This window comes from Microbacterium profundi (assembly GCF_000763375.1).
Lineage (GTDB): Bacteria > Actinomycetota > Actinomycetes > Actinomycetales > Microbacteriaceae > Microbacterium > Microbacterium profundi.
Window position 1 is genome coordinate 37,117 of sequence record NZ_JPSY01000002.1, and the last position, 23,442, is coordinate 60,558.

Here is a 23,442-nt window from a genome sequence, read left to right on the forward strand (position 1 = left end):
AGGCCCGCATGCCCGAATCTCTGCCAGACCTCGGCCTCACCGAAGGAGTCCTGTTCGATCTGGACGGTGTGCTGACGCCGACCGCCGAAGTGCACATGCGCGCGTGGCAGGCGGTGTTCGACGACGTGTTCGCCAATTGGGGGATCGAACCGGCGTACACCGACGACGACTACTTCGCGTACGTCGACGGCAAGAAGCGCTACGACGGCGTCGCGAGTCTGCTGCGCAGCCGCAACGTCGAGATCGCCTGGGGACAGGTCGATGATCCACCGGATGCTGAGACGATCTGCGGCATCGGCAACCGCAAGAACGCCGCGTTCTCGGTGTCGCTGCGCCGCGAAGGCATCTCTGCCTACCCCGGATCGCTCGCGTTGATCGAGCAGCTGCGGGATGCCGGCATCCGCCAGGGTGTCGTGTCGAGTTCGAAGAATGCCGAAGAGGTGCTGGCGACGGCAGGGATCCGTGAATTCTTCACCGTGGTGGTCGACGGAACGGTCGCCGAGCGCGACGGGCTGGCCTCGAAGCCCGCCCCCGACATGTTCCTCGCCGGTGCCGCCGCACTGGGAGTGGATCCCGCCCGCAGCATCGCCGTGGAGGATGCCGTCTCCGGCGCCGCGTCCGCCGCAGCCGCCGGTTTCGCCACCGTCGTCGGAGTCGATCGCGGAGCCGGCGCCGAGGCCCTGCGCGCAGCCGGCGCAACATGTATCGTCGATGATCTTGCCCGTCTGCTTCTGAACTCGAACGACAACCCGGAGACCGCATGCGATGTACTGAGCGACCGGAGGGAGTCGAAGTGATCGATCGCGAACGCTTCCCTGTCGAACCCTGGCGTCTCACCGAGACCCGCTACGACGAGGACGGTCTCTCCGAGACGCTCTTCGCCGTAGGAAACGGCTATCTCGGCCTGCGCGGCAACCACATCGAGGGTCGCGGCGCGCACGAGCACGGCACATTCCTGAACGGCCTGCACGAGACGTGGCGCATCCGTCACGCCGAGCAGGCGTTCGGCTTCGCCGAGGTCGGGCAGACGATCGTCAACGCTCCCGACGCGAAGATCATGCGTGTGTACGTCGACGACGAGCCGATCTCGTTCGACGAGTCGGACGTCAGGGACTATTCGCGTTCGCTCGACATGCGCACCGGTGTGCTCGAGCGGAGCTTCATCTGGGAGACGCCGTCGGGAAAGCGCATCCGCATGCGTGACGAGCGACTGGTCAGCTTCGAGGAGCGTCATCTCGCGATCCTGAGCCTCGAGGTGACGGTCGAGAACTCGGATGCGCCAGTCACCATCAGCTGCCAGCTGCTGAACAGGCAGGACGGTGGCAGCGTGTACGGCGGTACGCCGAGGGCAGCCAAGAAGGCGGGATTCGACCCCCGCAAGACCGAGAAGATCACCGAGCGGGTGCTGCAGCCGGTCGAGTTCTGGCAGGACGGACTGCGATCGGCGCTGTCCTACGAGACCACGGAATCGGGGATGACCGTGGCGGTCGTCGCCGACCACGTGATCGAGACCGAGAACGAGTACAGCGCGCGCAGGCTCGTCGAGCAGGACGTCGCGAAGAACGTCTTCCGGGTGCAGGCGAAGGCCGGAGTGCCGATCCGCATCACCAAACTCGTCAGCTACCACACCTCACGCGGCGTGCCGGCGAGGGAACTCGTCGATCGCTGCCGCCGCTCGCTCGACCGGGCGCGCGTCGAGGGCGTAGAGGCGCAGTTCCATCGTCAGCGGGAATGGCTCGACGCGTTCTGGGAGCGGTCCGACGTCGTGATCGAGGGGCACGACGATCTGCAGCAGGCCAGCCGCTGGTGCCTGTTCCAGCTCGCGCAGGCGTCGGCGCGTGCCGACGGTTCGGGCGTGCCGGCGAAAGGCCTTTCGGGGTCGGGCTACAGCGGGCACTACTTCTGGGACACCGAGATCTACGTGCTTCCGTTCCTGACGTACACGAGCCCGCAGTGGGCGCGCAACGCGCTGCGCGCGCGGGCGCTCATGCTGCCGGCTGCACGGCGCAGGGCCGCACAGCTGAACGAGGCCGGGGCGCTGTTCCCCTGGCGCACGATCAACGGCGAAGAGGCATCGGCCTATTACGCGGCGGGGACGGCGCAGTACCACATCAACGCCGACATCAGCTTCGCGCTCGGCAAGTACGTGCGCGCCACGGGGGATGTGGAATTCCTCCGCCGGGAGGGCGTCGACATCGCCGTGGAGACGGCGAGGCTCTGGGCGACCCTCGGCTTCTGGCGCGGCACGAATGGCGACGCCACGTTCCACATCCACGGCGTCACCGGACCCGACGAGTACACGACGGTCGTGAACGACAATCTCTTCACGAACGTCATGGCGCGGTACAACCTGCGCTATGCCGCCCGGGTGGTGCGCGAGATCGCCGCCGCGAATCCGCGTGCGTACGACGCACTCGTGGAGCGCGTCGGACTGGATGCCGGTGAACCGGACGCCTGGGATCGCGCCGCGGAGGCGATGTTCATCCCGTTCAGCGAGAGTCTCGGCATCCATCCGCAGGACGCGATGTTCCTGGAGCGCGAGGTGTGGGATCTCGAGCACACCCCGGACGACCAGCGGCCGTTGCTGCTGCACTACCACCCGCTCGTGATCTACCGGTTCCAGGTCCTCAAGCAGGCCGATGTCGTGCTCGCGCTGTTCCTGCAGGGCAACCACTTCACGCCGGAGGAGAAGCTCGCCGACTTCCAGTACTACGATCCGCTGACCACTGGCGATTCGACGCTGTCGGCCGTCGTGCAGTCGATCCTCGCGGCCGAGGTCGGATATCAGGACCTCGCGCGGGAGTACTTCGAGCATTCGCTGTTCGTCGACCTCGGTGATCTGCACCACAATGCGTCCGACGGCGTGCACGTGGCGTCGGCCGGCGGCGTGTGGACCGCGCTGGTCTGCGGATTCGGCGGGATGCGCGATCATGCCGGCGAGCTCAGCTTCGACCCGCGGCTGCCTGCTGACTGGCCCTCGCTGTCGTATCCGCTGCAGTGGCAGGGCACCGCGCTGCAGGTGACCGTGACCCGCGATCAGCTTCGTGTGGTCGCGCGATCGGGAGAGCCGGTGACGTTCACCGTTCGCGGTGGTGAGCACACGGTGAGCACGGACGACGAGGTCATCGTGGCACTCGCCGATCAGGGGCCGGTGCTGTCGGGGCGTCCGGCGCTCGGGCAGTTCGTGGACGCGCGTCGCGATGACGGCACGCTGATCTCCGCTTCCGTGCCGGTGGTGACGACGACGATCCCGGTGATCAGCGTGTACGAGGACTGAGCCGGAGGTCCGGTGTCTGCGGTACGCCGTAGGCTGGAGCAGTGACCACAGCCCTGTACCGCCGCTACCGGCCCGAGAACTTCGGCGAGATGATCGGGCAGTCGCAGGTGACCGATCCGCTCATGACGGCTCTGCGCAGCGACCGCGTCGGTCACGCGTATCTGTTCTCCGGTCCTCGCGGCTGCGGAAAGACGACCTCCGCGCGCATCCTCGCCCGCTGCCTGAACTGCGCCGAGGGTCCGACGGACACCCCGTGTGGCACGTGCCCCAGCTGCGTGGAGCTCTCGCGCGCCGGCGGCGGATCGCTCGACGTCGTCGAGATCGACGCGGCCAGTCACAACGGCGTCGACGATGCGCGCGACCTGCGTGAGAGGGCGACTTTCGCCCCCAGTCGCGACCGCTTCAAGATCTTCATCCTCGACGAGGCGCACATGGTGACCCCGCAGGGCTTCAACGCCCTGCTGAAGCTCGTCGAAGAGCCGCCTGCGCACGTCAAGTTCATCTTCGCGACCACCGAGCCCGACAAGGTGCTCGGCACCATCCGCTCTCGCACGCACCACTATCCGTTCCGGCTCGTGCCGCCAGCGGCGATGCTCGAGTACGTCGAGAAGCTCTCCGCCGAAGAGGGCGTGAAGGTCGACAAGGGCGTGCTGCCGCTGGTCGTGCGCGCCGGTGGCGGATCTCCTCGTGACACGCTGTCGTTGCTCGACCAGCTCATCGCCGGCTCGGACGGCGACTCGGTCGCGTACGAGCGCGCGGTGTCGCTTCTCGGCTACACGCACGGCGCCCTGCTCGATGAGATCGTCGACGCGCTCGCCGCGGGCGATGCCGCTGCCGCCTTCCCTGCGATCGATCGAGTGGTGCAGACCGGGCAGGATCCGCGGCGCTTCGTCGACGATCTGCTCGAACGGCTGCGCGACCTCATCGTGATCGCCGCGGTCGGCGCAGGTGCCGGCGCGGTGCTGCGCGGCCTCGCTGAAGACGAGCTCGCACGCATGCGCACCCAGGCCACGGCTTTCGGTACCGCACGCCTCTCACGCACCGCCGATGTCGTGAGCGCAGCTCTCGACGACATGACCGGGGCGACCTCACCACGGCTGCACCTGGAACTCATGATCGCGCGAGTTCTGAACGCCGCGGGCGGTGGCGCTGCGGGCGGTGGCGGCTTCGACTCGCCAGGGCTCGCTCAGCCCGTTTCGTCTCCGGCGCCTTCGGCGCCTGCGCTCAACGACCCGCCGAGCGCTCCCACGGCTGCTCCTGCGGCTGCTCCTGCCGCGCCCGCCCCCGCCGCGCCCGCTCCTGCCGCGCCCGCCCCCGCCACGTCCGCTCCTTCCACGTCCGCTCCTGCTGCCGGGGCCCCTTCGCGGGTCGTTGAGCGAGCCGAAGGCGAGACGAAACGCGTTGAGCGAGCAGAGCGAGTCGAAACGTCATCCGTCGCCGGGCCCGCAGCACCTGCCGAGCCGACCCCCGCCGCATCCGGCCCGGTCGACTTCGACCGCATCCGCTCGTCATGGCCCGCCATCCTCAAGCGACTCGAAGGCGTCAGCCGCACCGCATGGCTGACGGTCACGACCGTGCAGCCGCTCGATTACGCCACAGAGTCCGAAGTGCTGACGCTCGGCTTCGCGAGTCCGCAGGATGTCAAGGCGTTCAAGGGATCCACGCCCGGTCCCGGTCCGTCAGACCACCTGCGCACGGCGATCGAGCAGGAACTCGGCGTGCGGGTGAAGTACCTCCCGAAGCCGCTGCCGCCGGTGGCGTCGTCCGAATCAGCCGCCCCAGAACCCGAGCGCCCCGCTCCAGCCGCGCCGGCTCCTGCCCCTGCCGCATCGACGCCGGTGACCGAATGGGCGGTCGCGTCGATCCCCAGCGCAGAGCCGCAGTCGATCGCACGCCCGCTCCCGGTCGACGAGGAGCCGGCGGACGTCGAGTCCGCGGCATCCGCGCCACTGCCGCCGCAGGACGGCGCGATCGACCAGGACATTCCGCCGTTGCCCGACGATGCGGATGCGCCGGACGACGCCGACGCCCCTGATGAGGAACCGCCGTACGAACCGCCGGCGCGATTCCCCTCAGCGTCGGCGCCTTCGCAGCCCACGCCACCGGCCCAGGCCTCGGCCGCGCAGCCGGCCCCGCCGGCTGCCGTGGCGCCGCAGCGTTCCGCTCCTGTCAGCACCGAGCGTGCCGCGGGCGGCGTGCAGCGCTACGGCGAGGCCGTGATCCGTCAGGTGCTCGGCGCGACGTTCGTGCGCGAAGAGCCGTATGAGCCGCCGACGAGGTTCGCCTGATGTACGACGGCATCGTTCAGGAACTCATCGACGAATTCGGCCGGCTGCCCGGCATCGGCCCGAAGTCGGCGCAGCGCATCACCTTCCATATCCTGCAGACACCGACGTTCGACGTCGCCCGGCTCGCCGAGCTGCTCACCGACGTCCGAGAGCGCGTGCGCTTCTGCGAGATCTGCGGCAATGTCTCCGAGCAGGATCGCTGCACGATCTGCCGCGATCCTCGTCGCAACCCCGCGCTGATCTGCGTCGTCGAAGACGCCAAGGACGTCTCCGCGATCGAGCGCACCCGCGAGTTCCGCGGCCTCTATCACGTGCTCGGCGGGGCCATCAGCCCGATCGCCGGCGTCGGGCCCGACGACCTGCGCATCACGCAGTTGATGTCGCGTCTCGCCGACGGCACCGTGCAGGAGGTCATCCTCGCTACGAACCCCAACCTCGAGGGCGAGGCGACCGCCAGCTACCTCAGCCGTCTGCTGACCACGATGCAGATCACGGTGTCGCGCCTCGCATCCGGTCTCCCGGTGGGCGGCGACCTCGAATACGCCGACGAGGTCACGCTCGGCCGCGCCTTCGAAGGTCGACGGACGTTGTGAGCGTCCTCGCGGCTGTCGTCATCGCCGCGGCAGCGGCCGGATGAACCCCGGCGGAGGCTTCACGCGAAGAGGCTGGATCCTCTTCGCGATCATGGCCTTCGTGTGGGGCATCACCTACCTCTTCATCAAGGAGGCGGTGCAGTCGTTCACCCCGCCGGCCGTCGTCGCCGGACGCACGCTGCTGGGCGGACTCATCCTGCTGCCCTTCGCGATCCGCAGCGGGGCGCTGAAGGCGGCCTGGCGGCACTGGCCGTGGGTACTCGCATTCGGACTGGTCGAGATGGCGGGTCCGTTCCTGCTGCTCAGCCACGCCGAGACGCAGCTGCCCTCAGGGGTCACCGGGCTGCTCGTCGCGACCGTGCCGCTGTTCGCGGTCATCATCGCGCTGCTGCGGGGCGACCGGACCGTGCTCGCGCCAGTGCGCCTGGGCGGACTTCTGCTCGGCTTCATCGGTGTCGCAATCGTCGTGGCCGGACCCGGGCTGTTCCCGCACGGTCAGGCCAGCGTCTTCGCGATCGGCGAGATCCTGCTCACTGCGCTGCTGTACGCCATCGCGCCGTTCATCATCGTCCACAAGCTCGCAGACGTCCCCTCGATCGGCACCATCACGCTCGCACTGTTCGCGATCGGCCTCGGCTACCTGCCTGCCGCGCTTCTCACGCAGCACGAGGTGCCGACGATCCGTTCGACGGTGTCGCTGGTGCTGCTCGGTGTCATCTGCACGGCGGTCGCGTTCATCGCCTTCTTCGCGCTGATCCGCGAAGTCGGACCGGTGCGAGCGCCCCTGTTCACCTACATCAACCCCGTCGTCGCGATCGTGCTCGGAGCGATCGTCCTCTCCGAGCCGGTGACCCCTGGGCTGCTCATCGGCTTCCCCGTGATCCTCGCCGGATGCTGGTTCGCCGCGACGGGCGGGCGCCTTCGCGCCGGCCCTCCGGTCATGCCCGACGGATCGCCTTCCGCAGGCTGAGCAGCGCGGGAAGCGGTGCGGGAAACAGCGTCAGAAGTCACGTCTTCAGCCCGATCGCCGCTTCCAGGAACGGGATCCATCGAATGATCGATCTTGCCGTCCGACATCCCGCGCGAGATAGAGGGAGAATCGGATCATGTCCGAGCTGACCGTCGCAGATCCCCTGAGGGGTCGGATGCTGCGGTCCGCGCGCTTCGCGTTGCACCTGATCACGGTGCTGCTGGCTGTCGTGACGGCATTCCGCGCCGCGGCGGTGGGCGTGCCGCTGCTGCCCGCTCTGATGCTGCCGGGAATCTTCCTCGGCTGGTACGGCGCAGGGGCGGCGTTCGCCAGCGGGCGCTTCGCCCGCTGGTGGCTGTTCGGTCTCGGCGCCATTTGGTTCGTCATGCTCGCAGTCTCCGCCGAGTTCGTGTGGTTGTCGTTCCCGCTGCTGCTGCTCGCCGGGCATCTGCTGCGCGCATGGGCGTCGATCGCGTTCGCCGTGCCGGTGCTGGCCGCGGCGATCCTCGCGCCGATCCTGCATCAGTCATCGATCACGTTCGCGCACATCGCCGGTCCTCTGCTCGGCGGCGGGTTCGCGCTCGCGATCTCGCTCGGCTACGACGCGTTGCTGCGCGATGCGGTCGAGCGCGACCGGCTCATCGCGTCGCTGGTGCGTGCCCGAGACGAGATGGCCGCCTTGCAGGAGGAACTCGCGCAGACTCAGCGAGAGGCCGGCGCGACGCACGAGCGCACCCGGCTCGCCCGCGACCTGCACGACACGATCGCCCAGGAGCTCAGCTCGATGGCGATACTGGCGCGCAGCGAGGATGTCGAGCGGATGCCGCAGATCGAATCCCTCGCTCAGCACTCGTTGACCGACCTGCGCCGCATCGTCGCAGCCCTCGCGCCGGCGGAACTGGAAGGATCGGCGCTCGCGGCGGCGATCGAGCGGATGCTGGACGCCCTGCGCTCCGACACGGGTATCGACGTCTCGCTCGAGATCGACCCTGCCCTGTCCGCACTGCCCACGCCGGTCGAGGTGGTGTTCCTGCGCGTCGCACAATCCGCGCTCGCGAACGTGCGCCAGCATTCCGACGCCAACGCCGTGCGGGTCGGACTCGCGATGGCCGAAGGATCTGCGCGGCTGACCGTGGCGGATGACGGCGTGGGATTCTCAGAGCCCGCGGCCGCGCCGGGCGGATCGTCGTACGGTCTCTCCGCGATGCGCTCACGGTTGCACGAGTTCGCCGGCGAACTCCAGGTGCGCTCTGCGACAGGGGAGGGGACGGTCCTCATCGCTTCGGTTCCGGTCTCCGCTGTTCCGGTCTCCTCCGTCCCCGGGGAGGCGCAGGCATGAGCATCCGCGTGCTGCTGATCGACGATCACCCGGTCGTGCGGGCCGGCCTGCGCTCCATCGTCGAGTCGCGTGGTTTCACCGTCGTCGGGGAGGCCTCCACCGGCGAGGAAGCACTCGCAGTGACATCCGATCTGCGACCCGATGTCGTGCTGTGCGATCTACGGCTGGGAGCGGGCATCGACGGTGTCGAGACCACGGCGGCACTGCGGCGGATGCCGGATGCCCCCGCCGTGCTGATCCTCACGACCTTCGACCATGACGCGCAGATCATCCGTGCGCTCGAAGCCGGGGCCGCGGGCTATCTGCTCAAGGACGTCGACAACGACACGATCGCGCGCGCGATCATCGACGCGGCATCCGGTGCCATGGTGCTCACCCCCGGAGGTGACGAACGCCTGATCGCCGCGCTGCGTGCCCCGCGCGTGACACTCACCGAACGCGAACGCGATGTGCTGATGCAGGTGGACGAGGGAGCCGCGAACAAGGAGATCGCCGCACGGCTGTTCATCTCCGAGTCCACGGTCAAGACCCACATCGTGCACCTGCTCGAGAAGCTGGGGGTCGCCAGCCGCACGGCCGCGGCGAGTGAGGCACGCCGGCTCGGCCTGCTCTGAAGACTGCGAGAGCGTCACATGCGCTGAGTGGAATACGCGTCGAAAGTACAATGGCCGTGGGCGGATCTGCCCGAGATCCCTGGGAGTGTACGTTGGCCCTCATTGTGCAGAAGTACGGCGGCTCATCCGTCGCCGACGCCGAGAGCATCAAACGCGTCGCCAAGCGCATCGTCGACGCGCGTCGCGCCGGCAACGATGTCGTCGTCGCCGTGAGTGCGATGGGCGACACCACAGACGAGCTGCTCGAACTCGCGAACGAAGTCGCCCCGATTCCCGCGCCCCGCGAGATGGACATGCTGCTGAGCAGCGGGGAGCGCATCTCGATGGCTCTGCTGGCGATGGCGATCCACTCCATGGGGTTCGATGCGCGCTCGTTCACCGGCAGCCAGGCCGGCATGATCACCGATGACCACCACGGGTCGGCGCGCATCGTCGATGTCACCCCGATCCGCCTGCGCGAGGCTCTGGACGAGGGCGCGATCGTGATCGTCGCCGGCTTCCAGGGGTTCAACCGCGACACCCGCGACATCACCACTCTCGGACGCGGCGGCTCTGACACCACCGCTGTCGCGCTCGCCGCAGCTCTCGACGCCGACGTCTGCGAGATCTACAGCGACGTCGACGGCATCTACACAGCTGACCCGCGCGTCATCCCGCGTGCGCAGAAGCTCGATCACGTCTCCAGCGAGGAGATGCTCGAGCTCGCTGCGAACGGAGCGAAGGTGCTCTACATCCGCGCCGTCGAGTTCGCACGCCGTCACGGCGTGCTCATCCACGCACGCTCGACGTTCTCATCGAGCGAAGGCACATACGTTCTGGGCGAGGGCATGAAGAACCCTCGCGAAGCCGAGGGAGAAGTCATGGAAGAGCCGATCGTCGCCGGTGTCGCCACCGAACTGGGGCAGGCCAAGATCACCGTCGTCGGCGTGCCGGACGTTCCGGGGAAAGCGGCCGAGATCTTCAAGATCGTCGCCAAATCCGGTGCGAACGTCGACATGATCGTGCAGAACGTCTCGGTGGCTGCGACCGGTCGTGCCGACATCTCGTTCACGCTGCCGAAGGGCGATGCCGCCACGGCGCTCAAGGCTCTCGCGGCCGAGCAGTCGGACGTCGGTTTCGACAGCCTCATCCACGACGACCAGATCGGCAAGCTCTCGGTCGTCGGTGCCGGCATGCGGGTGCACTCCGGCGTCTCCGCGACGCTGTTCGAGGCACTGTCGACCGCGGGCATCAACATCGAGATGATCTCGACCTCCGAGATCCGCATCTCGGTGGTGCTGCGCGGCTCTGACCTCGCCGACGCGGCCCGCATCGTGCACACCGCGTACGGTCTCGACGGTGAGGACGACGCCGTCGTCCATGCCGGCACCGGCCGCTGAGACCCGCGATAGACTCGCCCAAACCCCGTAGGAAGAGCCTTTCATGACCCGTATCTCCGATTCAGGACATTCCGTCGCCATCGTCGGCGCCACCGGCCAGGTGGGCACCGTGATGCGAGAGATCCTCGCGGAGCGGTCATTCCCGATCCGCGAGCTGCGGCTGTTCTCGTCCGCTCGTTCCGCCGGCAAGACCATCGAGTTCGCCGGCGTGGACGTCGTCGTCGAGGACGTCGAGACGGCCGATGCCACGGGCATCGAGATCGCGCTCTTCTCGGCTGGTGCCACGGCGAGCCGTGCGTATGCGGAGCGCTTCGCCGCCGCCGGTGCCGTCGTGATCGACAACTCCAGCGCCTGGCGGAACGATCCAGAGGTCCCGCTCGTGGTCAGCGAGGTGAACCCGCATGCGATCGATGAGCGGCCCAAGGGCATCATCGCCAACCCGAACTGCACGACCATGGCAGTGATGCCCGTTCTCAAGCCGCTGGCGCTCGAAGCAGGTCTCGAGCGACTCATCGTCAGCACCTACCAGGCGGTCTCCGGTTCCGGCCTCGCCGGTGCGCAGGAACTGCTCGGTCAGGTCGAGGCGGCGCTCGCGCAGGGCGACGTCCTGCAGCTCGTGCACGACGGCTCGGCGATCGAGTTCCCCGCGCCGGAGAAGTACGTCGCACCCATCGCGTTCGACGTCATCCCGCTTGCGGGCTCCATCGTCGACGACGGCTTCAACGAGACCGACGAGGAGAAGAAACTCCGCAACGAGAGCCGCAAGATCCTCGAGCTGCCCGATCTCCGTGTGGCCGGAACCTGTGTACGCGTTCCGGTCTTCACCGGGCACTCGCTGTCCATCCACGCAGAGTTCTCGCGCGACATCACGCCGCAGCGCGCGGCCGAGGTGCTCGCAGCGGCTCCCGGCGTCGAGCTGGACGAGGTCCCGACGCCGCTGAAGGCCGCAGGCAGCGATCCGAGCTATGTCGGTCGCATCCGCGCCGATCAGTCCGCGCCCGAGAACAAGGGGCTCGTGCTGTTCATCAGCAACGACAACCTCCGCAAGGGGGCGGCGCTCAACGCGGTCCAGATCGCCGAGATCGTCGGCGCTCGTCTCACCGTCGCGGCGTAGCCGCTCAGGGAGCCCGGCGTGGTTCGCGGTGCGCGGCGTGCGAACTAGACTGGTCCGGTGACTGAATCCGTCGACGTCGTCCTCATCGGTGGTGGCATCATGAGCGCCACACTGGGCACTCTGCTGCACGAACTCCAGCCAGACTGGAAGATCGTCGCCTTCGAGCGACTCTCTGATGTCGCCCAGGAGAGTTCCAACCCCTGGAACAACGCAGGCACCGGCCATGCCGCGCTCTGCGAACTGAACTACATGCCGAAGAACGACGGCGGGCCCTTGGATCCGGCCAAGGCCGTCTCGATCAACGAGCAGTTCCAGCAGAGCCGCCAGTTCTGGTCGTCGCTGGTGGAAAAGGGCGTGCTCGATGAGCCCTCGACGTTCATCAACGCCACCCCGCACATGACATTCGTGCGCGGCGAGAAGGATGTCGCCTACCTCAAGGCGCGCTACGAGGTGCTCAAGAAGCAGCCGCTGTTCGAGGGCATCGAGTACAGCGAGGACTCCCGCGTCATCAACCAGTGGGCGCCCCTGCTGATGCAGAAGCGACGCAAGGGCGAGCCGTTCGCGGCGACCAGGGTTCCGGCAGGCACCGATGTCGACTTCGGCGCGCTGACACACCAGCTCTTCGATCATCTCGCGGCCAGCGGCGTGGAGTTGCGCACGAACCAAGAGGTGCGAAAGCTCAAGAAGCAGACGGACGGCAGCTGGAAGGTCTCGTATCAGCGGGCGCTGGGACGCACGCCAGGCGAGCTCAACGCGAAGTTCGTGTTCGTCGGCGCGGGCGGCTGGGCATTGAAGATGCTGCAGCGTTCCGGCATCCCCGAGATCAAGGGCTACGGCGTCTTCCCGATCGGCGGGCAGTTCCTCAAGACCACCAACCCCGCCATCGTCGCGCAGCACAAGGCGAAGGTCTACTCCCAGGCATCCGTCGGCGCTCCGCCGATGTCAGTGCCGCACCTGGACACGCGTGTCGTCGACGGCGAGGCATCTCTGCTTTTCGGCCCGTTCGCGACGTTCAGCCCGAAGTTCCTCAAGAACGGCTCGATGTTCGACATCGTCAGCCAGGTGCGCACCCACAACCTCTGGCCGATGCTGCGGGTGGCCTTCGCCAACCCCGACCTGATCACGTACCTGGTCGGCGAGCTGCTGAAGAACCACCGCAAGAAGGTCGACGGCCTCCGCGTCTTCATGCCCACGGCCAAGGACGAGGACTGGTCGCTCATCGATGCCGGCCAGCGGGCGCAGGTCATGAAGAAGGATGCCGAGAAGGGCGGGGTGCTGCAGTTCGGCACCGAGGTCGTCTCTGCTGCCGACGGTTCGATCGCAGGGCTGCTCGGCGCATCGCCCGGAGCGTCGACCGCGGTCCCGATCATGCTCAGCCTGTTGAAGACCTGCTTCCCCGAGCAGTACGCCGGATGGGAGCCCGCGCTGCGCGAGCTGATCCCGACGTACGGGCAGAAGCTGAACGAGAACGAGGCCGCGGCGGACGAGTCGATGACAGCGACGGCGGCCGCGCTCGGCATCTCGAGGTAGCAGCGCACCGTGGCGAAGCTGTACTTCCGCTACGGGGCGATGAACTCCGGTAAGTCGACAGCACTGCTGCAGGCCGCGTACAACTACGAGGAGCGCGGACAACACGTGCTTCTCGCGAAGCCGGCGATCGACACCAAGGGCGCGAGCCAGGTGGAGAGCCGACTCGGCATGACCCGCGAGGTCGATTTCCTGATCCCGCCCGACGGTGACGCCCGCGCGCTGTTCCAGCGTGAACGCGAGCGGATGCGGCAGCGCAACGACGAGGGGTTGATCCCCGGCGAGCCCATCGATGTGGCGTGCCTGCTCGTCGATGAGGCGCAGTTCCTCACACCTGCGCAGATCGATGATCTGTTCCGGATCGCGGTGGTCGACGGCATCCCGGTGATGGCCTACGGAATCCGCAACGACTTCCTGACGCATGCCTTTCCCGGGTCTGCGCGGCTGCTCGCCATCGCGCACTCGCTCGAGGAGCTCAAGACGATCTGCCGCTGCGGCCGCAAGGCCGTCTTCAACGGGCGGGTGATCAACGGCCGCTTCGTGTTCGACGGCGATCAGGTCGCGATCGACGAGGGCGCGGCTGCCGGTGCGCCGGCCGATGTCGTCACCTATGAGTCACTGTGCGGCGACTGCTACCTGCAGGAATCCGGCGGGCGCCTGGGCTGAGCCGCATCGCGTTTGTGTGGTCAGGCCACGCGATGTACGCTGTGGTCAGACCACAGGAGGTGTCGTGACGGAACGGGCATGGGAGACGGTGCTCGAGCGTATCGAGCACGACCTGCTCGACGGTCGAATCGGTCCAGGTGACCGGCTTCGATCAGAGCGGGATCTCTCCGCCGACCTCGGCGTCGGCCGCTCCAGCGTCCGCGAGGCGCTGCGCGTGCTCGAGGTCATGGGCCTGATCCGCACGGCGACCGGTTCAGGGCCGCAGGCAGGCGCGATCGTGATCGCGACGCCCTCCGGTGGCATGTCAGCGTTGCTGCGTCTTCAGGTGGCCGCACAGGGCTTCGCTCTGGCAGACGTCGTGCGCACCCGTCTCGTGCTCGAGGACGCCGTCGTGTCCGACCTCGCATCGAACCCCGCGCGCGACACCGGCGCCGCGCACCGGATGCTCGACGCGATGGATGCCGAGGGACTCACGACCGGCGAGTTCCTCGCGCTCGACGCACAGATGCATCTTGCGCTGGCCGAGTCCAGCGGCAACACCGTGATCGCCGCGATGATGGCGGGACTGCGCACATCCATCGAGTCGTACGTGCTCACCGGCTCCGCATCCATCGACGACTGGGATGCGATGGCGATCCGGCTGCGGCACGAGCACCGTGCACTGATCGCTGCGATCGACGGGGGAGACGCGGAGTCAGCGCGCACCCTCGTCCATGACCACATCACCGGCTACTACACCGCGGCCGGTCTCACCGCCGATCGTCCCACCCACTGAAAGGAAGAGGCCCATGGTCACCCGCCAGGTACCCAAGCCCTCGGAGCTCCTCGAGCTCATGAAGTTCAAGAAGCCGGAGCTGGACGGACGCAAGCGCCGCCTCGACGCGGCCCTCACGATCGGCGACCTGCGCACGATTGCGAAGCGCCGCACACCCAAGGCTGCGTTCGACTACACCGACGGCGCCGCGGAGGGCGAGCTGTCGCTGACGCGCGCGCGACAGGCGTTCCAGGACGTGGAGTTCCACCCTGGCATCTTCAAGCCGGCGCCCGACGTCGACACTTCGGTCGACATCCTCGGCGGGCCGAGCGCCTTGCCCTTCGGCATCGCTCCGACCGGCTTCACCCGTCTCATGCAGACCGAGGGCGAAGAAGCCGGCGCGGGCGCAGCAGCGGCCGCCGGCATCCCGTTCACGCTCTCCACGCTCGGCACCACGTCGATCGAGGGCGTGAAAGCGGCGACCCTTCGAGAGCGGCAGGGACCGATCCCCGGACGCAACTGGTTCCAGTTGTACGTCATGCGCGACCGCGAGATCTCCTACGAGCTCACCCGTCGCGCTGCTGGCGCGGGATTCGACACTCTGCAGTTCACGGTCGACACCCCGGTCGCCGGCGCGCGTCTGCGCGACAAGCGCAACGGATTCTCGATCCCGCCGCAGCTCACGCTCGGTACGATCGTCAATGCGATTCCCCGCCCCTGGTGGTGGTGGGACTTCCTCACCACGCCGAAGCTCGAGTTCGCCTCCCTCAGCACCACGGGTGGCACGGTCGGTGAACTGCTGGATGCTGCGATGGACCCGACGATCAGCTACGACGACCTGGCCGTCATCCGCGACCTGTGGCCGGGCAAGATCGTCATCAAGGGCGTGCAGAACGTCGAGGACTCGGTGCGACTGCGCGATGCCGGCGTCGACGGCATCGTGCTGTCGAATCACGGCGGTCGTCAGCTCGACCGGGCGCCCATCCCCTTCCATCTGCTGCCGAACGTCCGCAAGGAGGTCGGCGACGATTTCACCGTCATGGTCGACACCGGCATCATGAACGGCGCCGACATCGTGGCATCCGTCGCTCTCGGTGCAGACTTCACCCTCATCGGGCGCGCGTACCTGTACGGGCTGATGGCGGGCGGACGCCAGGGCGTGGATCGCACGATCGCCATCCTGCGCACCGAGATCGAGCGCACCATGCGTCTGCTCGGCGTCGCGTCCCTCGCCGAGCTCGAGCCCGGGCATGTGACGCAGCTCACGCGACTCGTGCCGGTGTCGGGTTGAGCTTCGTCGACGCGCGCTACAGCGTGGGGATCAGCGCGTCCAGTTCGGTCGTCGTGTGCTCCCACCCGGTGACGGCGATCGAACGGACGCCGAGCGCCTTGACCGGATAGTCGTTGCCGCCCTCGTCGAGGCGATCGCCGTAGAACAGCATGTCACTCAGCGGGATGCCGGTGTGCTCGGCGAGAGCCTTCATACCGTGCGCCTTGTCGATGCCCGCGAGGGTGATGTCGATCGAGGTCGAACCGCCAGAGCGCACCTCGAGTTCAGGAAGACGAGCCGCCACCGCAGCACGCAGCAGCCCGCGCTTGGCGCCGGTCGGATCCCATGCCTGCTTCGCCTCGTGCGGGGCCTTCTGCCCGAGCGCCGAGAAGGTGATCTGCGAGCCGCGGTCCTCGAGGATCTCGCCCCAGGGGTTCTGCTCCCACAGTCCGAGGCGTTCCGCCTCTTCACGAAGCGCCTTCAGTGCGGCGGACTTCTGCTCGTCCGAGAGGTCGTGCGCGTACACGGTGTCGAACCCGACGCCGTCGTGGCGGAGGTACCGTGTGCCGCACGTCGGCAGCAGATGCAGGCGGCCGAGATCCGTCGCATCGGCATCGCCGAGCTGAGAGATCACCTGAGTGCGGAACTGCTGTTCGTTACCGCCGGAGATGATCGCGACGTCCACGCGGCGCAGGAGCTCGAGCAACTGAGTGGCGATCCGAGGATCGATGGCGCTCTTGGACGGAGCGAGGGTGTCATCGAGGTCGAATGCGACGAGGCGGGGAGTGGTCATGATGTCTCCAGCGTAGGCGAGCGAGGCGAGGCATTCGTTCCGGCCACGAAGTGAAGAAGGCCGCCCCGGTGGGACGGCCTTCTTGCAACAGTGGTCGGGGTGACAGGATTTGAACCTGCGGCCTCTTCGTCCCGAACGAAGCGCGCTACCAAGCTGCGCCACACCCCGTTGCAACCGTTTGAGTCTACAGGGAAACGGGCGCTGCGCCGAATCGACGCTCTCTCATCTCACGCGGGCGTGTCCCGCGCCGTGAGCGTCAGGAGAGTCGTCTCCGGACGGCAGGCGAAGCGTACCGGAGCGTAGATCGAGTGGCCGCAGCCGGCGCTGACGTTCAGCGGGATGCTGCGTCCGTCGTGCGTCCAGGTGCTGAGGCCCTTGGCCTGCTTCAGCGGGATGTCGCAGTTCGCGACCAGCGTGCCGAAACCGGGCAGGCAGACCTGGCCGCCGTGCGTGTGCCCGCCGAAGATCGCCTGCGCGCCGAGGTCGGTGAACGTGTTGAGCACGCGCTGGTACGGCGCATGCGTGACACCCAGCAGGGGAGCGTTCTCATCACGAGCACCGAGTGACTCGATGGCAGCCGGCACGGCCTCGAGCTCGTCCCAGTCGCGGTGCGCGTCGTCGACGCCGAACAGGTCGACGTCGGTGCCGGCGACCTTCAGCCGCGCGGCCGTGTTGTTGAGATCGGTCCAGCCGAGCTCATCGATGAAGTACGCGTCGAGCGCATCCGTGTCGAGGTGCTCAGGCTCCTGGTGGCGTTTCGAAGGCCCGGCGAAGTAACGCAGCGGATTGCGCGGCGAGGGCCCGTAGACATCGTTCGAGCCGTGCACGAACACGCCCGGGATGCCCGCGAACGCGTCGAAAGAGCGACGGATGCCCTGCAGGCCGTCGCGGTGACCGAGATTGTCGCCGGTGTTGACGATGAGGTCGGGCTCCAGTTCGGCGAGCGACGAGAGCCAGTCCTGCTTGCGGTGCTGCCACGGTGCCATATGGGCATCGGAGACGTGCAGGATCCGGATCGACGGCGACCCCGGGGGCAGAGCCTTGACTGAGGCCTCCCTGACGGTGAACAGGTAGCGCTCGATGCCGATGCCCCATACCGCGCAGGCGGCGCCGACGGCCCCCACCGCGCCGAGCGCGATGAGGGCCGGGTGGGCGGTGCGCTGACCCGCTACGAGCACTTGACTGTCACTGCAGTCGACTTCTTCGTGGCGGTTCCGGCTGCAGGGGTGGTGCTCGTCACCGTCTTCTTGTCGTCGTCGTCGCCGGCGGAGCATGACGCATGCGGGGTCACTGAGGTGAAACCGGCGGCCTTGAGCGCTTCGACGGCATCAGCGAGCCCCTGTCCGGCGACGTCGGGAACCGTCGCACCCTGTCCGTTGCTCGGCGAGATCGTGACAGTGGCGCCGCTGGATGTCTGACCTGCACCAGGATCCTGCGCGGCGACGATGCCCGCGGCAGCATCACTGTCGACGGGGGCACCGACGTTCACCGAGAAGCCCGCGCCCTCGAGCGTCGCAGTCGCGTCCGCCACGCTCTGGCCGACGACGCTGGGCAGATCGACCAGCACCCGGCGGGTGAGGTTGTTGTCCGGCGGGGGGAACTCGTCGCCGCCGCCGAGTACGGCGTTCGCTGCGGCCTGCATGTCGCGGGCGACGGCGTAGCGGATGTTCTGCAGCTGGTTGTCGTTGTACCACTCGTTCCAGATGTTCGCGTCGCCCTCGGTGCGGCCGATGTACACGGCAGATGCTGCTTTGGTGCTGGCCTCGATCATCATCGTCGCGTATGTCTGGTGCGAGCCGGTCTTTCCGATGAGGGGCGTGCCGTCGAACGGGTTGGCGTTCTGACCGGTACCACCGGAGTCCATGACTCCCTGAAGCGCATATGCAGCAGTGGCCGCGACCTCAGGAGAGATGACCTGCGAGCATGACGTCTCGGGGATGGGCTGCTCCTCGCCCTTCTGGTTGACCACCCGGTCGATCGCCTTCGGCTCGCAGTAGACGCCCTTGTTGGCGACCGTGGCATACGCGCCGGCCATATCGAGCGGTGCGATGTACTTGTCCCCGAGGACGTTGTAAGGCAGGTTGGTGTCCGTCGTCTTCGCGACCTTCTGGTTATCGGGGTCCCAGGTCGTGACGCCCATGCGATCGGCGACGGCGTTGATGTCGCAGATCTCCAGCTTGGATGCCATGGCGAAGTAACCCGAGTTGAGCGAGTCCTTCGTGAAGCGCATCGGGGTGCCGTAGTAGCCGGGATTGTTGTTGAAGTTGTTGACCTTGCTGGTGTCGACGGGTTGCGTCTGCCCATCGCATACGTTCATCTTCAACGTCTGGTGGCGGCCGTTGATCGATTCGTTGACGGAGCGCCCGGTCTCGAGCCAGTCGATCAGCGTGAACAGCTTGTACGTCGATCCGACCGGGAACCCTGCGGATCCGCCGTGGGCGTAGTCCGCGGCGTACACAAGACTCGAGAACGCCTGATCGTCGGTCGGAGTCTCCTTGAAGGTCGTGTTCTGCGTGATCGCGAGGATTCGCCCTGTGGCGGGTTCGATCGTGACACCGGCACCGCCGAAGTACTGGTTGTCGTAGTTCGCCGGCACCCGGTCCTTGAGGGCTGCCACGGCAGGGTCCTGAATGCGCAGATCCAGCGAGGTGTAGATATCCAGGCCGTCGCGCTGAAGCGCCTTCACGCGCTCTTCAGCACTCTCCCCGAAAGCCGGGTCGTTGCGAACCACGCTCTCGACGTACTTGCAGAAATAGGCGTTGTTCTGGGCGGCTGCGCACCCCTGCGCCGGCGCATTCAGTGCCGGGACGATCGGCTCCTCGAGCGCCGCGGCATGCTGCGCTTCGGTGATCTTGCCGTCTGCGTACATGCGATTGATGACGTAGTCGCGGCGGACCTTCGTCAGCGCGTAGCCATCCGCCTCGCTGTTCACAGCGTTGCCGGCGTCATCGGTGGCGGAGCCGCCCGTCTTGTCGATGCGGTACCGGTTCGGATTCTGCACGATGCCGGCGAGCGTTGCCGCCTGCGCGATCGTCAGATTCGATGCGCTGGCGCTGAAGTAGTAGTTCGCGGCTGCCTCGATGCCGTAGACAGTGCCGCCGAAGCTGGCGATGTTGAGGTAGCCGAGCAGGATCTCGTTCTTCGAGTAGTCCTTCTCGATCTGGATGGCGTAGCGCATCTCCTGCAGCTTGCGTTCGATGCCGTCGGTTCCACGGGCGTTGGTCGCGTCCAGCCAGCACTGGGCGGTCTTGTCCGCGTAGTTCTTGTCGCCGGGCAGCACCTTCTGCTCGCACTGCTGCACGAGCACGTTCTTCACGTATTGCTGGCTGATCGTGGATGCGCCGCGTGACGACGTGCCGCGCACGTTGTCGATCAGGGCCTTCGCCGTCGCCCCGAGGTTCACGCCGCCGTGCTCGTAGTAGCCCTTGTCCTCACTGGAGAGGATGGCGGCGTACATGATCGGGGAGATCTGGTCGAACTCCACCTGCGTGCGGTTCTGATCGAAGAACGTCGCCATCTGCACAGGCTGGCCGTCATAGCCGATCGCGTAGAACTTGCTCGGTTCCATCGGTGCGTCCGGTTTCAGGTACGACGGCAGGTTCTCGAACAGATCGAGGGCTTGGGATCCGGCGGCTCCGGCGACGGCGAGCGCGGGCGTGACCGTCGCGGTCACCAGGATCCCGGCGACAGCGCTGAGCCCGATCAGACCGAGAAGGCCGCCGAGCACGCCTTTCGCCGTGCGATTCTTCTGAGGCATACGCTAGATCGTAGGGGAGTTCCCTGAATACCGCCTTTGACGCTCGACGTGTCGACCGTCTCTGACCGCAGGAGTGCCATGACCACGTGGGAGTACCTCACCACCCCGCTGCTGATCCACAACACCGCCGCGATCCTCAACAACTGGGGAAAGCAGGGCTGGGAGCTCGTGCAGGTCGTCCAAGGACCTGAAGGAGGCCTCGTCGCCTACTTCAAGCGACCCGTGTCGCAGGACGGGTCGAACAGCGCGGGCCTCGCGGCCGCAGCGCAGGCGTCGCGCCAGTTCGATGGCGGTGCCGCATGAGCATCGCAGCACGGCTGAGTGAGCTCGGGATAGAGCTGCCCGACGTGGCCGCCCCCGTAGCGGCCTACGTCCCCGCCATCGTGCACGCCGGACTCGTCTATACCTCCGGTCAGCTTCCGTTCGCATCCGGTGCGCTGCCCGCGATCGGAAAGGTCGGCGTAGAAGTCACCGCTGACGATGCCAAGGTCTACGCGCGCACCTGCGCGCTGAACGCTCTCGCCGCGGCAGCCGCCGCCGCAGGCGGGCTGGAGAAGATCGGCGGCGTGCTGCGCGTCGGCGGCTTCGTCGCATCCGATCCGGCCTTCACCGGCCAGCCCGGCGTCATCAACGGGGCGAGCGACGTGCTCGGCGAGATATTCGGCGACGCCGGACAGCACGTACGCGCCGCAGTCGGCGTCGCCGTGCTGCCTCTGGACAGCCCCGTCGAGGTCGAGGTGACCTTCACCCTCGCCTGAGCATTTCGTCTCTACGTGAAGAAGGTCCCCGCACCGTGAGCGCGGGGACCTTCTTCACATCCCGGTTACTTGACCTGTGCAGAGATGATGCTCATGACGGCGGTGTCTGCCAGCGTCGTGGTGTCGCCGACCTCGCGGCCCTCCGCGACGTCGCGCAGCAGCCGGCGCATGATCTTGCCGGAGCGGGTCTTGGGCAGCTCGCCGACGATGTAGACGTCGCGGGGGCGGGCGATCGCGCCGATCTGCTCGCCGACCCACTGGCGCAGCTGCGTCGCGAGTCCCGCCGCATCGTGCGCGGAGAGGTAGCTCTCCTTGATGATCACGAACGCGACGACGGCCTGGCCGGTGGTCTCATCCGCCGCGCCGACCACGGCGGCCTCAGCGGTGGCCTCGTGAGCGACCAGCGATGATTCGATCTCGGCGGTGGAGAGGCGGTGGCCGGAGACGTTCATCACATCATCCACGCGTCCGAGCAGCCACAGGTCGCCATCCTCGTCCAGGCGCGCACCGTCGCCCGCGAAGTAGTACCCCTGCTTCTCGAACTTGTCCCAGTACGTCTCCTTGTAGCGCTCCGGGTCGCCCCAGATGCCGCGCAGCATGCTCGGCCAGGGCTCGGTGATCACGAGCAGTCCGCCGTTGCCGTTGCCGACCTCTTCTCCCGATTCATCGACGACGTCGATGGTGATGCCGGGCAGCGGCACCTGCGCTGAGCCCGGCTTCGTCGCCGTGATTCCGGGCAGCGGGGAGACCATGATGGCTCCTGTCTCGGTCTGCCACCAGGTGTCGACGATCGGGGCGTTGCCGCCGCCGATGACCTCGCGGTACCACATCCAGGCCTCGGGGTTGATGGGCTCGCCCACCGAGCCGAGCAGCCGGATGGAGGACAGATCGAACTTCCGCGGAACGCTGCGGCCGATCTTCATGAACGAGCGGATCGCGGTCGGCGCGGTGTAGAAGATCGTCACGCCGTACTTCTCGATGATCTCCCACCAGCGTCCGGGATGCGGGGCGTCGGGTGTGCCCTCGTAGAGCACCTGCGTCGCGCCGTTCGCGAGCGGCCCGTAGGTGACATAGGTGTGGCCGGTGACCCAGCCGATGTCGGCGGTGCACCAGAACACGTCCGTCTCCGGCTTCAGGTCGAACACGTTCTTGTGCGTGTACGCGGCCTGGGTGAGGTAGCCGCCAGAGGTGTGCAGGATGCCCTTCGGTTTTCCCGTGGTGCCGGACGTGTAGAGGATGAACAGCGGGCTCTCGGCGGGGAACGCCTGTGCCTCGTGTTCTGCGGATGCTGCCGGAACCGCGTCGTGCCACCAGTGATCGCGGCCTTCGGTCCAATCGACCTCGTTCTCACCGCGCTTGACGACGAGGACATGCTCGACGGTCTGCTGCACACCGTCGCCTCTGTCGCTGAGGGCCTGGTCGACAGCCGGCTTGAGCGCCGAGACGCGACCCTTGCGATAGCCGCCGTCCGCGGTGATGACGACCTTCGCGCCGGCATCGTCGATGCGCGAGCGCAGACTGTCCGCGCTGAAACCGCCGAAGACGACGGAGTGGACGGCGCCGAGGCGGGCGACGGCGAGTATCGCCGCGACAGCCTCGGGAATCATCGGCAGGTAGATCGCGACACGATCCCCGGTGCCGACTCCGAATCCGGACAGCACATTCGCCACGCGCTTGACCTCGTCGGTCAGCTCGGCATAGGTGATGCGGCGCGAATCGCCCGGCTCGCCCTCCCAGAGGATGGCGACGCGGTCGCCATTGCCTGCTTCGACGTGCCGATCTAGGCAGTTGTAGGCGACGTTGAGCTCGCCGTCGTCGAACCACTTCGCGAACGGGGGAGTGGACCAGTCGAGCACGCGCGTGAACGGCTTGTGCCAGTGCAGCAGGTCTCTGGACTGCTCGCCCCAGAAGGCTTCCCGATCAGTGCCGGCGCGCTGGTACAACTCGGGCTGCGCGACGGCGGATGCGGCGAAATCATCCGAAGGCGGGAACCTGCGAGTCTCATCGAGGAGGTGATCGATCTGGCTGCTCATGGCATGCGCTCCTTTGCGGCGGACGAGATCGTGCAGAACGCACGACCGTGACACGGTGAATCTAGTCTGCGCTTCAATGCATCAATACTGCCGGAAGTCGGTAGCAGGACGGGTTTTGTGAGGACGGTCGCCTTGCGTACACTCGACGCAGCCGTGTATTCATTCGGCCTCGGCGTGCCCATCCTCCCCCGATCAGGCACGCCTCTGGGCGGCATCCCATTCCCCCCGTGAGGTGCCGCCCTCCTCTGTGTCAAGCCGCCCCCATCGCAGCGTGCGCAGTCGTTCTGCACTGCGGGCGGACGTGCCGTGT

At 67.3% G+C, this 23,442-nt stretch carries 19 protein-coding genes and 1 tRNA gene; 15 read left to right on the forward strand and 5 right to left on the reverse strand.

Annotation, left to right across the window (positions count from 1 at the left end):
* The first annotated feature begins 8 nt into the window (after positions 1 to 8).
* The 13 genes from JF52_RS0110680 (at position 9) to JF52_RS0110740 (ending at position 15,812) form a co-directional block, all read left to right on the forward strand.
* On the forward strand, positions 9 to 797 hold the full coding sequence (locus JF52_RS0110680; RefSeq protein ID WP_052166974.1) for a beta-phosphoglucomutase family hydrolase: 789 nt from the start codon (positions 9 to 11) through the stop codon (positions 795 to 797).
* Positions 794 to 3,277: a glycoside hydrolase family 65 protein gene (locus JF52_RS0110685; RefSeq protein WP_033106604.1), complete on the forward strand. Its 2,484-nt coding sequence runs from the start codon at positions 794 to 796 to the stop codon at positions 3,275 to 3,277. The genes JF52_RS0110680 and JF52_RS0110685 overlap by 4 nt, the downstream gene beginning before the upstream one ends.
* A gap of 41 nt (positions 3,278 to 3,318) precedes the next feature.
* Positions 3,319 to 5,565 (forward strand): DNA polymerase III subunit gamma and tau, encoded by a 2,247-nt coding sequence (locus JF52_RS0110690; protein WP_033106605.1) that lies wholly within the window; start codon positions 3,319 to 3,321, stop codon positions 5,563 to 5,565.
* Complete coding sequence (recR, locus tag JF52_RS0110695) at positions 5,565 to 6,158, forward strand: recombination mediator RecR (RefSeq protein ID WP_033106606.1); 594 nt, start codon at positions 5,565 to 5,567, stop codon at positions 6,156 to 6,158. The genes JF52_RS0110690 and recR overlap by 1 nt, the downstream gene beginning before the upstream one ends.
* Before the next feature lie 40 nt (positions 6,159 to 6,198).
* A complete protein-coding gene (locus JF52_RS0110700; RefSeq protein ID WP_033106607.1) occupies positions 6,199 to 7,128 on the forward strand; it encodes a DMT family transporter in 930 nt (309 codons plus the stop codon).
* 136 nt (positions 7,129 to 7,264) lie between these two features.
* Positions 7,265 to 8,467: a sensor histidine kinase gene (locus JF52_RS0110705; RefSeq protein ID WP_052166975.1), complete on the forward strand. Its 1,203-nt coding sequence runs from the start codon at positions 7,265 to 7,267 to the stop codon at positions 8,465 to 8,467.
* On the forward strand, positions 8,464 to 9,081 hold the full coding sequence (locus JF52_RS0110710; protein WP_033106608.1) for a response regulator: 618 nt from the start codon (positions 8,464 to 8,466) through the stop codon (positions 9,079 to 9,081). The genes JF52_RS0110705 and JF52_RS0110710 overlap by 4 nt, the downstream gene beginning before the upstream one ends.
* 92 nt (positions 9,082 to 9,173) lie before the next feature.
* Entirely contained in the window at positions 9,174 to 10,460 is a 1,287-nt protein-coding gene (locus JF52_RS0110715) for an aspartate kinase (RefSeq protein WP_033106917.1), read from the forward strand.
* Between the two features lie 43 nt (positions 10,461 to 10,503).
* Complete coding sequence (locus JF52_RS0110720) at positions 10,504 to 11,574, forward strand: aspartate-semialdehyde dehydrogenase (protein ID WP_033106609.1); 1,071 nt, start codon at positions 10,504 to 10,506, stop codon at positions 11,572 to 11,574.
* A gap of 99 nt (positions 11,575 to 11,673) precedes the next feature.
* Positions 11,674 to 13,104, forward strand: a complete 1,431-nt coding sequence (gene mqo / locus JF52_RS0110725; protein ID WP_234000803.1) for a malate dehydrogenase (quinone) — start codon at positions 11,674 to 11,676, stop codon at positions 13,102 to 13,104.
* Positions 13,105 to 13,113: 9 nt separating this feature from the next.
* Positions 13,114 to 13,767 (forward strand): thymidine kinase, encoded by a 654-nt coding sequence (locus tag JF52_RS0110730; RefSeq protein ID WP_033106611.1) that lies wholly within the window; start codon positions 13,114 to 13,116, stop codon positions 13,765 to 13,767.
* A gap of 64 nt (positions 13,768 to 13,831) precedes the next feature.
* Positions 13,832 to 14,542, forward strand: a complete 711-nt coding sequence (locus tag JF52_RS0110735; protein ID WP_033106612.1) for a FadR/GntR family transcriptional regulator — start codon at positions 13,832 to 13,834, stop codon at positions 14,540 to 14,542.
* Between the two features lie 13 nt (positions 14,543 to 14,555).
* Entirely contained in the window at positions 14,556 to 15,812 is a 1,257-nt protein-coding gene (locus tag JF52_RS0110740) for an alpha-hydroxy acid oxidase (RefSeq protein ID WP_033106613.1), read from the forward strand.
* A 16-nt stretch (positions 15,813 to 15,828) separates the two neighbouring features.
* Here the strand turns inward: JF52_RS0110740 and JF52_RS0110745 are convergent, their stop codons facing one another.
* The 4 genes from JF52_RS0110745 to JF52_RS0110760 all read right to left on the reverse strand — a co-directional run bounded on the left by JF52_RS0110745 (position 15,829) and on the right by JF52_RS0110760 (position 20,341).
* Complete coding sequence (locus JF52_RS0110745; RefSeq protein WP_033106614.1) at positions 15,829 to 16,584, reverse strand: HAD-IIB family hydrolase; 756 nt, start codon at positions 16,582 to 16,584, stop codon at positions 15,829 to 15,831.
* 91 nt (positions 16,585 to 16,675) lie between these two features.
* Positions 16,676 to 16,752: transfer RNA gene (locus tag JF52_RS0110750), tRNA-Pro, on the reverse strand.
* Between the two features lie 59 nt (positions 16,753 to 16,811).
* Positions 16,812 to 17,762 carry a metallophosphoesterase gene (locus JF52_RS0110755; RefSeq protein WP_033106615.1) on the reverse strand — a complete coding sequence of 317 codons (951 nt, stop codon included), beginning with the start codon at positions 17,760 to 17,762 and terminating at the stop codon, positions 16,812 to 16,814.
* Complete coding sequence (locus JF52_RS0110760) at positions 17,753 to 20,341, reverse strand: transglycosylase domain-containing protein (protein ID WP_033106616.1); 2,589 nt, start codon at positions 20,339 to 20,341, stop codon at positions 17,753 to 17,755. Before JF52_RS0110760 ends, JF52_RS0110755 begins: the two co-directional genes overlap by 10 nt.
* Positions 20,342 to 20,419: 78 nt before the next feature.
* On the opposite strand from JF52_RS0110760, the gene JF52_RS0110765 reads away from it, so the two are divergent.
* Both JF52_RS0110765 and JF52_RS0110770 read left to right on the forward strand, forming a co-directional pair.
* Positions 20,420 to 20,644 (forward strand): hypothetical protein, encoded by a 225-nt coding sequence (locus JF52_RS0110765; RefSeq protein ID WP_033106617.1) that lies wholly within the window; start codon positions 20,420 to 20,422, stop codon positions 20,642 to 20,644.
* The gene (locus JF52_RS0110770) at positions 20,641 to 21,099 is read left to right on the forward strand and encodes a RidA family protein (RefSeq protein ID WP_033106618.1); all 459 of its coding nucleotides are present in this window, start codon (positions 20,641 to 20,643) and stop codon (positions 21,097 to 21,099) included. Before JF52_RS0110765 ends, JF52_RS0110770 begins: the two co-directional genes overlap by 4 nt.
* 65 nt (positions 21,100 to 21,164) lie before the next feature.
* On the opposite strand, the gene acs is transcribed toward JF52_RS0110770, so the two are convergent.
* Positions 21,165 to 23,132, reverse strand: a complete 1,968-nt coding sequence (acs, locus tag JF52_RS0110775; RefSeq protein WP_033106619.1) for an acetate--CoA ligase — start codon at positions 23,130 to 23,132, stop codon at positions 21,165 to 21,167.
* Positions 23,133 to 23,442 lie beyond the last annotated feature (310 nt).